The organism is Dehalococcoidia bacterium, assembly GCA_035574915.1.
Taxonomy (GTDB): Bacteria; Chloroflexota; Dehalococcoidia; order DSTF01; family WHTK01; genus DATLYJ01.
Genome location: DATLYJ010000002.1, coordinates 1 through 6,851 on the forward strand (window position 1 = coordinate 1; position 6,851 = coordinate 6,851).

Consider the following 6,851-nt stretch of genomic DNA (forward strand, 5'->3'; position numbering starts at 1 on the left):
CGAACGCCGCCTTCTGCTCCGCACCGCGCACATCCTGGAGGAGGCCTCGCGCCATCCCGGCAGCGTACGCGGCGTCCTCTGCGTCCTGATGCTCGACCCCTCCGTCGAGCCGCGCGAGGTCTTCGGGGAGGTGGCCGAAGATAACGACCTTTACGTTGCCTTCTTCGGCTCGGTCTCGGACTGCTCTGCCGTGGCCATGGCCGCGCTCCGGGAGCTTGCCTCGGACGACGAAGCGGCCGCCTGACACCGCATCTTGCCCCATCTGCTTTCTCGTCGTCGCTAGCTTCTCCCGTCACGCCTTTCGTGTCCCTGGCTTCGCCTTTGTTGCCCTCGTGAGCGCTTGCCTGAATAATCACTGCAACCGGCGTCAGGAGGCATTGAGGACATGGCATCGGGACCGCTCGACGGAATTCGCATCCTGGAGTTCACGCAGATCATCGCTGGGCCCTTCGGCTGCATGATGCTGGCCGACCAGGGGGCCGAGGTTATCAAGGTGGAGCCGCCAAACGGCGAACCGTGGCGCCTCTTCTCCCAGTTCATGCCGGGTGAGTCGAAGACCTACCAGGAGCTCAACCGGGGGAAGAAGTCCCTCGTCCTGGACCTCGCAGACCCGAAGGCCCAGGAGGCGATCCACAGGCTCATGCCGACCGTCGACGTCGTCGTCATCAATTACCGGCCAGATGTCGCGGCCAAGCTGCGCATCGATTACCCGACTCTCTCTGCCATCCGGCCGGACCTGATCTACGTGGACAACACGGCCTTCGGGCGCAAGGGTCCCTGGGCTCAGCGCCCCGGATACGACATCGTCGTGCAGGCGGCATCCGGGCTCATGGTGGGCGAAGGCAAGTTCGCCGAGGACGGGCGACCGGACTGGATCACGTCGACTGCGATCGCCGACTACGGCACCGGGCTCGCAATCGCCTGGGCCGTAACCTCAGCGCTGTTTCACCGCGAACGCACCGGCGAGGGCCAGATGGTCGAGACCACGTTGCTGGCGACGGCGCTTGCCTTCCAGGGCTCTGCCGTCATGGAGCACCCGCTGGCGGACGCCGCGTTGCGCGCGCCCGCGCGCGAGCGGAGGCGGCAAATGCAGAAGGAAGGCGCCTCCTTCAAGGAGATGGTGGAGGCGCGGAACCCGCTGCGAGCAATCGGCGGCAACATTTACTACCGCACCTACCTGACGAAGGACGGCGCTCTCGCCATCGGGGCCCTGTCTCCGACCCTCTGGGCGAAGGTTAGAGCTGCCCTCGAGACGGACTTTCTCGGGGTGGCAGACCCTGAGTTCGCGCCCTTCGACCCGGCCTGGCAGGAAAAGGCGCGAAGGAAGGTGGCGGAGGTGGAGGCGCACGTCAGGTCCAAGACGACGGACGAGTGGATGGCAATCTTCGACGCAGCTGGCGTGCCGGCGGCGCCCGTAAAGTTCCCGGAGGACATGTTCGAGGAGCCGCAGGTGCTGGCGAACGAGATGATGGTGGACCTCGAGCATGAGTTGTCGGGGCCGCAGAAGATGGTGGCGCCCATCCTGAAGATGTCGAAGACGCGGATGGAGGCGCAGGGGGCTGCCCCGCCCCTGGGCCGCGATACGGAACGCTACCTCCGCGAGGCGGGCTTCAGCGATGATGAGATCACCGACATGCGGGCGCGGGGCGTCATCCAGTAATGCGCGGAGCCGCCGGCTAACACCGTCTACTCGCCGTACAAGCGCCAGCGCGGCGCGTGATTCGTAACAGCGAACCAGAAGCTGTTGTGGCCGGGGAGCCGGCGCAACTCAGAGCCGTCATCTGATACCAGCGCGGCTTCAGTGATCCGCCAGGCCGAGCCGTCGCCCGCGCGCAGGAGGTCAGGGGCTTCGAGGCGGAAGCGCCGGCCGTTGGACTCGTAAGCTCGCCCGCCGCTCCGGTCCTCCGTAGCGATCACGACGACCGCCGTGGGGCCGATCGTGTCGTGGATCACGCTGCGCTCCGCCAGCAGCGCGATGGGGTAGGCCACAGCTTCGCCGTGGAGGCGCACGGCGTACACCCAGTCCTTGCGCAGGAGCGCAGGGTCCCGGTCAGGGGCGGGGAAGATGAGGTCGCCGGACGCCCAGTAGTCGGCGTAGGCGACGCCGGGGCCATAGTCGCGCCTGAAGCCGGTGTTGATGTCCAGGACCTTCGTATCCGGATGGTCGCGCAGCCACCCCTCGTAGGTGGTATGCACGACTGGCAGGAAGTCGAGTTTGATGCCCGAGCCCGCGAGAGGTCCCCAGACCGGTTCGCCCGTGTACTGCTCCCAGAGGGTGCGCGTGTTGCGGTCGTACATGAGCTTATTGGAGCGGTAGAGCATGCCGCTGGTGCCGAACCGGTATACCGTACCGCCGGCCCGGCCGTCGTAGAGGATCGCGCTGCCGCAAAGGGTGCAGTAGGCCAGCGACACGGGCACGCCGCCGACGGTGTCGTTCACCATCTCGTGCCAGTCGATGATGCGCCGCGGATAGGCGCGGGCATCGCCGTTGATCTCGACGCCAATCACCTGGTCGGAAGGGTTGATCCAGCGGGCGGCTTCGCCCGGCGTGACGAATCGGGGGTCGTTGAGCGGCGGGATGCCGTCGACAGCGACGCCGCCCCACATCACCTCCTGCGCGGCGATCAGGCGTGGCGCTTTCGGGTCCAGGAAGGCGCCCATCTCCTTCTGGATCGTCGAGAAGAGTCGCTGCTTGAACTCGACATAGCCGGGAGGGTCGTCCTCGGGCTTCTTGAAGCCCCGCTCCTCGGCAAAGCGCAGGAAGTTCTGGGCGCCGTAGACGCCACCTCGCCCGAAGAGCAAGGGCAGGGCCTCTTCGCGGTAAGGGGTAGGCAGGAAGGCGAGGTCGAAAAGGAAGGGCGCGTACTCGGGACGGCCCTCCATCGCCCGGAGTAGACGGACGCCCTCCGGCGTAGCCTCGCCGCGGACGCTCAGGAGGAGGTCTTCCCAGGTGACGAGGGCGGCCAGGTCCGCGGTCGAGAGGTCGACCGGGGAGACAGCGGCTGGTTGGGAGGCGCCCGCGGGCGGCCCGAGCGAAGGCGGGGACTGCCCGTCGCCGGAACAGGCCGGGAGCAGCAGGAGCAAGAGGAAGGCGATGCCCTTCACGTGCCTAACTTACGCCGGCGTGGGCGGGCATGTATTACGAAACTTACGACGGCTTCGCACAGGGCGAGTCCGCGGGCCGAGGAGCAGACTAACGTCCGTGCTCAGCGAAGAAGGCCCAGATTGCCGTGGTGGCGTCCAGGACAGGACTCGGTGTGCCGCCCGGCCCGGCGGTCCTCGGATCGCCGCCCGGCCAGGCGTGCGAGGCCCCGGCGATGACCTTCTGCTCCGTATGTCCGCCTTCGCGGCAATTCTTCCAGGTGGTGGTCGTGATGGCCCCCTCCCGGCGCACTTCCGGCGTTGCGGAGCACCCGTTCGCGCGACGTAGCGACTCCATGGAGGCGGCGAGCGAGTTGAACGGCACGCCCGCGATGGAGTTCGGGCCGGCCCCGCCCTCGAGGGGATGGTTCAGGTCCGCGTCGCCGTGGATTGCCAACACTGCGACGGGCCGGGACGGGGAACAGGAGTCGACTTCGAGGGAGGCGGCGACCGGCGCTACAGCCGCAACCCTGTCGGCGAGCTCGCAGGCGAGGCGAAAAGCCATTATGCCCCCGTTCGAGTGTCCGGTCGCGAAGACGCGGTTGGGGTCGATCCTGTATCGCGCCGAGAGGTGGTCGATGAGGGCTGCGATGAAGGCGACGTCGTCGACACTCTGGCGCGCGGCCTGCCCGCAGCAGGCGCCTCCATTCCACGTGCGGCCGACACCTGCGGGGTAGACGACGATGAAGGCGTGCGCTTCGGCAGCGGCATCGAAGCTGGAGTTTGCGGCAAACTGGGCCGGCGTACCGAGCCCGCCGTGCAGCGCGACGACAAGGGGGGCGGGCCGTCGCGGGTCGAGGGACGCCGGCACGTAGAGGCGGTACGTGCGTTGCCTGCCACCCGACGCAATGGAGCCCTCGCTCAGGCCTGGCGGCCCGGCGGCCTGGCCGATGGGCGAGGCGCCCTCCTTGTCGCGACAGGCGCCGAGCAAGACCGCGCAGGAGGCCAGGAGGGCGAAGACCGCCAGCGCGGGAGGGAAGTGCCAGGCGCGACTCATCGAGTCAGTATTCGGCCACTGAGATTAGGACGCCATGAGACTTCCATTAAGGAGCCATGGGATTAGCCCGCGCCGGCTCGACCGCGGACGGCCCCGCGCCACGAGGCCGCGAAGGTCGGCCCGCTCGCGCCTGCGGCTCGGGGCATTTGGATGCGCTGGCTGGCTGCTCCGAAGACGCCGCGTCACCCGTCTCCAGCGGCGATAGCGTCGATCTTCGCCGCCATGATGAAGTCGTTTTCCGAAAGGCCGCCGATGGCGTGCGTGGTGAGGTCGATGCGCACGCGGTCATAGGAGATGTAGATATCAGGGTGGTGGCCCTCTTCTTCGGCCGCGGCCGCGACCTGGTTCACGAAGTCCATGGCCCTCCTGAAGTCCGCGAAGCGGAAGCGCCGCCGCAGCGACTTGCCCTCACGCAGCTCCCAGCCCGGGACCTGCGGCAGGTAGAGGGCGGCTTCGGCTTCAGTCAGGGGCGGCGTGCCCTTCTCGCAGGCCACGCAATGTCGGCCTACGAGGCCGGCGCCCGCGGCGGAGCCCGCTTCAGACATCGATCTCCTCGGCGAAGGCGATGATGTAGCCGTTGCAGTCTTCCAGCTTGAACTCGCGCATGCCGTAGTCGTGGGAGGCGGGCGAGGTGCGCAGCTGGGCCCCTCGCGCCTTCAGCTCCTCGAAGAGGTCGTCGACGTCCTTGACGACGATATACGCGTCGACGCCGCTGCCTGGCCCGGCGCGCAGGACGCTGTTCCGCCGCCCCGGTGGCTCCGAGCGGGTGAAGTTGAAGACGGCGTTACCGCGGGAGACGCTGCCGTAGTGCGGAGGGTCGCCGTAGACGTAGTCAGCCTCGAAGCCGAGGACGTCTCTGTAGTATTCCACGGTAGGAATGACGTCGTCGACCAGGAACACGGGGACAACGCCGAAGAAGAACTTGTGCTCGAAGTCCTCACGGCCGGACTGCCCGCTTTCGCTCATGCTGAAATTGTACGCCGGTCGGCGCTGCGCTCGAAAATGACTCCTCCGCGTATACCGGCGCGCGTCTCGAAGCCAGCGAGGGCCGCAAGACCTGGTGTTACCCACTTCGATATGAGAACGATGGGCGGAGGGACTAGCGGGGAAACCGATCCGCGTTCCCGGCTCGTAGGAGTTAATAGCTCTGAATCTTCCGACCGCTGGAGGTGATCTTGAACCCGCTCGACTCCCTGAATGTCTATCAGCGCTACGTAGTGGAGGAGTTCGCGGACGAGTACAAAGAGCATGATCTGTCCCGGCGTGATCTGCTGCGCAAGGTGCTCTACGTCACGGGGAGCATCCCGCTGACGGCGAGTGTGCTCCTTGCCCTCGGCTGTGGCGACTCCGCGGACGAGCCAGCGCCGACCGCGACGCGAGAGCCGCCCTCGCCCACACCGCCGCCAGCGACTGGCCCCGGTGTCACCGTGCAGCCTTCGGACGGCGCAATCCAGGTGCGCGAGGTGAGCTATCGTGGTCCTGCCTCGGAGATCAAGGCTTACCTCGCACGGCCGGCCACCGGCACTGCGTTCCCCGCCATCGTGATCATCCACGAGAACCGGGGCCTGAACGAGCACATCCGTGACATCGCTCGGCGCTACGCGAAGGAGGGCTTCGTGGGGCTGGCCGTCGACTTGCTGTCGCGCCAGGGCGGGACGCCGACGGACGCGGCCCAGGCGCCGGGGCTGCTTACGAACACCCGCCCGGAGGACCTCGTCGCGGACCTCGTGGCGAGCGTGGAGTACCTCAAGCAGCAGCCGTTCGTGCGCGCGGGTGCGCTCGGCGTTACGGGCTTCTGCTTTGGAGGAGGCTACGCCTTCGAGCTGGCTGTCGCCAGCAAGGACATCAAGGCAGCCGTGCCGTATTACGGTACGGCGCAGCGCGTGCTCGACCGCCTGGGTGAGACGAACGCCGCTATGCTCGTGATCTACGGGGGCAACGACACGCGCATCACGAGCCAGGCGCCGCAGGTCGAGGAACGGCTGCGCGCCGCCAACAAGACCTTCCAGATCAAGGTCTACGATGGCGCCAACCACGCCTTCTTCAACGACACGGGCGGAAGCTACAACGAAGCCGCCGCGAAGGACGCCTGGCAGATAACGCTCGCCTGGTTCCGCCAGCACCTGCGCGGGTGACCTCCGCTTTCGCATGGCGACTTGTAACAGTTTCATCAAGCTTTGACGCCGTGCTTGTCCGCTCTATGAGGCGTCATTAGACTGAGATTGTCGAGACCTGTTCAGGACTGTCGAGGCTACGCGGTTCGCAACCCCCCTGGTGCAAGCGGCTCCCCGTCTGACCCTGAGCAGCAACGTAGGTCCTTCCGCAAGGAAGGACAATTGGCGACCGTGGGTCGGATGAGGGTGGAATGTCGAAAAGGATCTACGTAGGTAACTTGCCGTTTTCCGCGACCGAGGACGAGGTGCGCAGGCTGTTCTCGGCCCACGGCGAGGTAATCGATGTGTCTTTGCCGCAGGACAGGGAGACGGGCCGTCCGCGCGGCTTCGGTTTCGTCGAAATGGCGGATGCCGACGCCGATAAGGCCGTGCAGGCGCTCGACGGCAAGGAGTTCGGTGGGCGGGCGCTGCGCGTGAACGAGGCCCGCGAGCGACCGCGCTTCGGCGGTGGTGGCGGCGGCGGAGGCTACGGCCGGCGCTAGACGCTAATCCCGGCGCTCGGTCAGTGGCACGAACGGCGTGAGGGCCAGGGCGGCGAG

Annotated in this window: 8 protein-coding genes; 4 read left to right on the top strand and 4 right to left on the bottom strand. The window is 67.0% G+C overall.

What is annotated here, in order from left to right:
- Together VNN10_00070 and VNN10_00075 are read left to right on the top strand one after the other, a co-directional pair.
- A partial coding sequence (locus tag VNN10_00070) for a hypothetical protein (GenBank protein ID HXH20396.1) occupies nt 1-244 on the top strand: 244 nt, incomplete at its 5' end.
- 141 nt (nt 245-385) lie between these two features.
- Complete coding sequence (locus tag VNN10_00075; GenBank protein ID HXH20397.1) at nt 386-1,660, top strand: CoA transferase; 1,275 nt, start codon at nt 386-388, stop codon at nt 1,658-1,660.
- Nucleotides 1,661-1,686: 26 nt separating this feature from the next.
- Here the strand turns inward: VNN10_00075 and VNN10_00080 are convergent, their stop codons facing one another.
- The 4 genes from VNN10_00080 to VNN10_00095 form a co-directional block, all read right to left on the bottom strand.
- Nucleotides 1,687-3,105, bottom strand: coding sequence for a DUF3179 domain-containing protein (locus VNN10_00080; protein ID HXH20398.1), 1,419 nt, complete (start codon nt 3,103-3,105; stop codon nt 1,687-1,689).
- An 88-nt stretch (nt 3,106-3,193) separates the two neighbouring features.
- Nucleotides 3,194-4,138, bottom strand: a complete 945-nt coding sequence (locus VNN10_00085; protein HXH20399.1) for a PHB depolymerase family esterase — start codon at nt 4,136-4,138, stop codon at nt 3,194-3,196.
- 182 nt (nt 4,139-4,320) lie between these two features.
- Nucleotides 4,321-4,683 (bottom strand): 4a-hydroxytetrahydrobiopterin dehydratase, encoded by a 363-nt coding sequence (locus VNN10_00090; protein ID HXH20400.1) that lies wholly within the window; start codon nt 4,681-4,683, stop codon nt 4,321-4,323.
- Complete coding sequence (locus VNN10_00095) at nt 4,676-5,104, bottom strand: VOC family protein (protein HXH20401.1); 429 nt, start codon at nt 5,102-5,104, stop codon at nt 4,676-4,678. The genes VNN10_00090 and VNN10_00095 overlap by 8 nt, the downstream gene beginning before the upstream one ends.
- A gap of 209 nt (nt 5,105-5,313) precedes the next feature.
- On the opposite strand from VNN10_00095, the gene VNN10_00100 reads away from it, so the two are divergent.
- Together VNN10_00100 and VNN10_00105 are read left to right on the top strand one after the other, a co-directional pair.
- Nucleotides 5,314-6,273: a dienelactone hydrolase family protein gene (locus tag VNN10_00100; GenBank protein HXH20402.1), complete on the top strand. Its 960-nt coding sequence runs from the start codon at nt 5,314-5,316 to the stop codon at nt 6,271-6,273.
- A 230-nt stretch (nt 6,274-6,503) separates the two neighbouring features.
- Nucleotides 6,504-6,794, top strand: a complete 291-nt coding sequence (locus VNN10_00105) for an RNA-binding protein (protein HXH20403.1) — start codon at nt 6,504-6,506, stop codon at nt 6,792-6,794.
- The last annotated feature ends 57 nt before the right edge of the window (nt 6,795-6,851 follow it).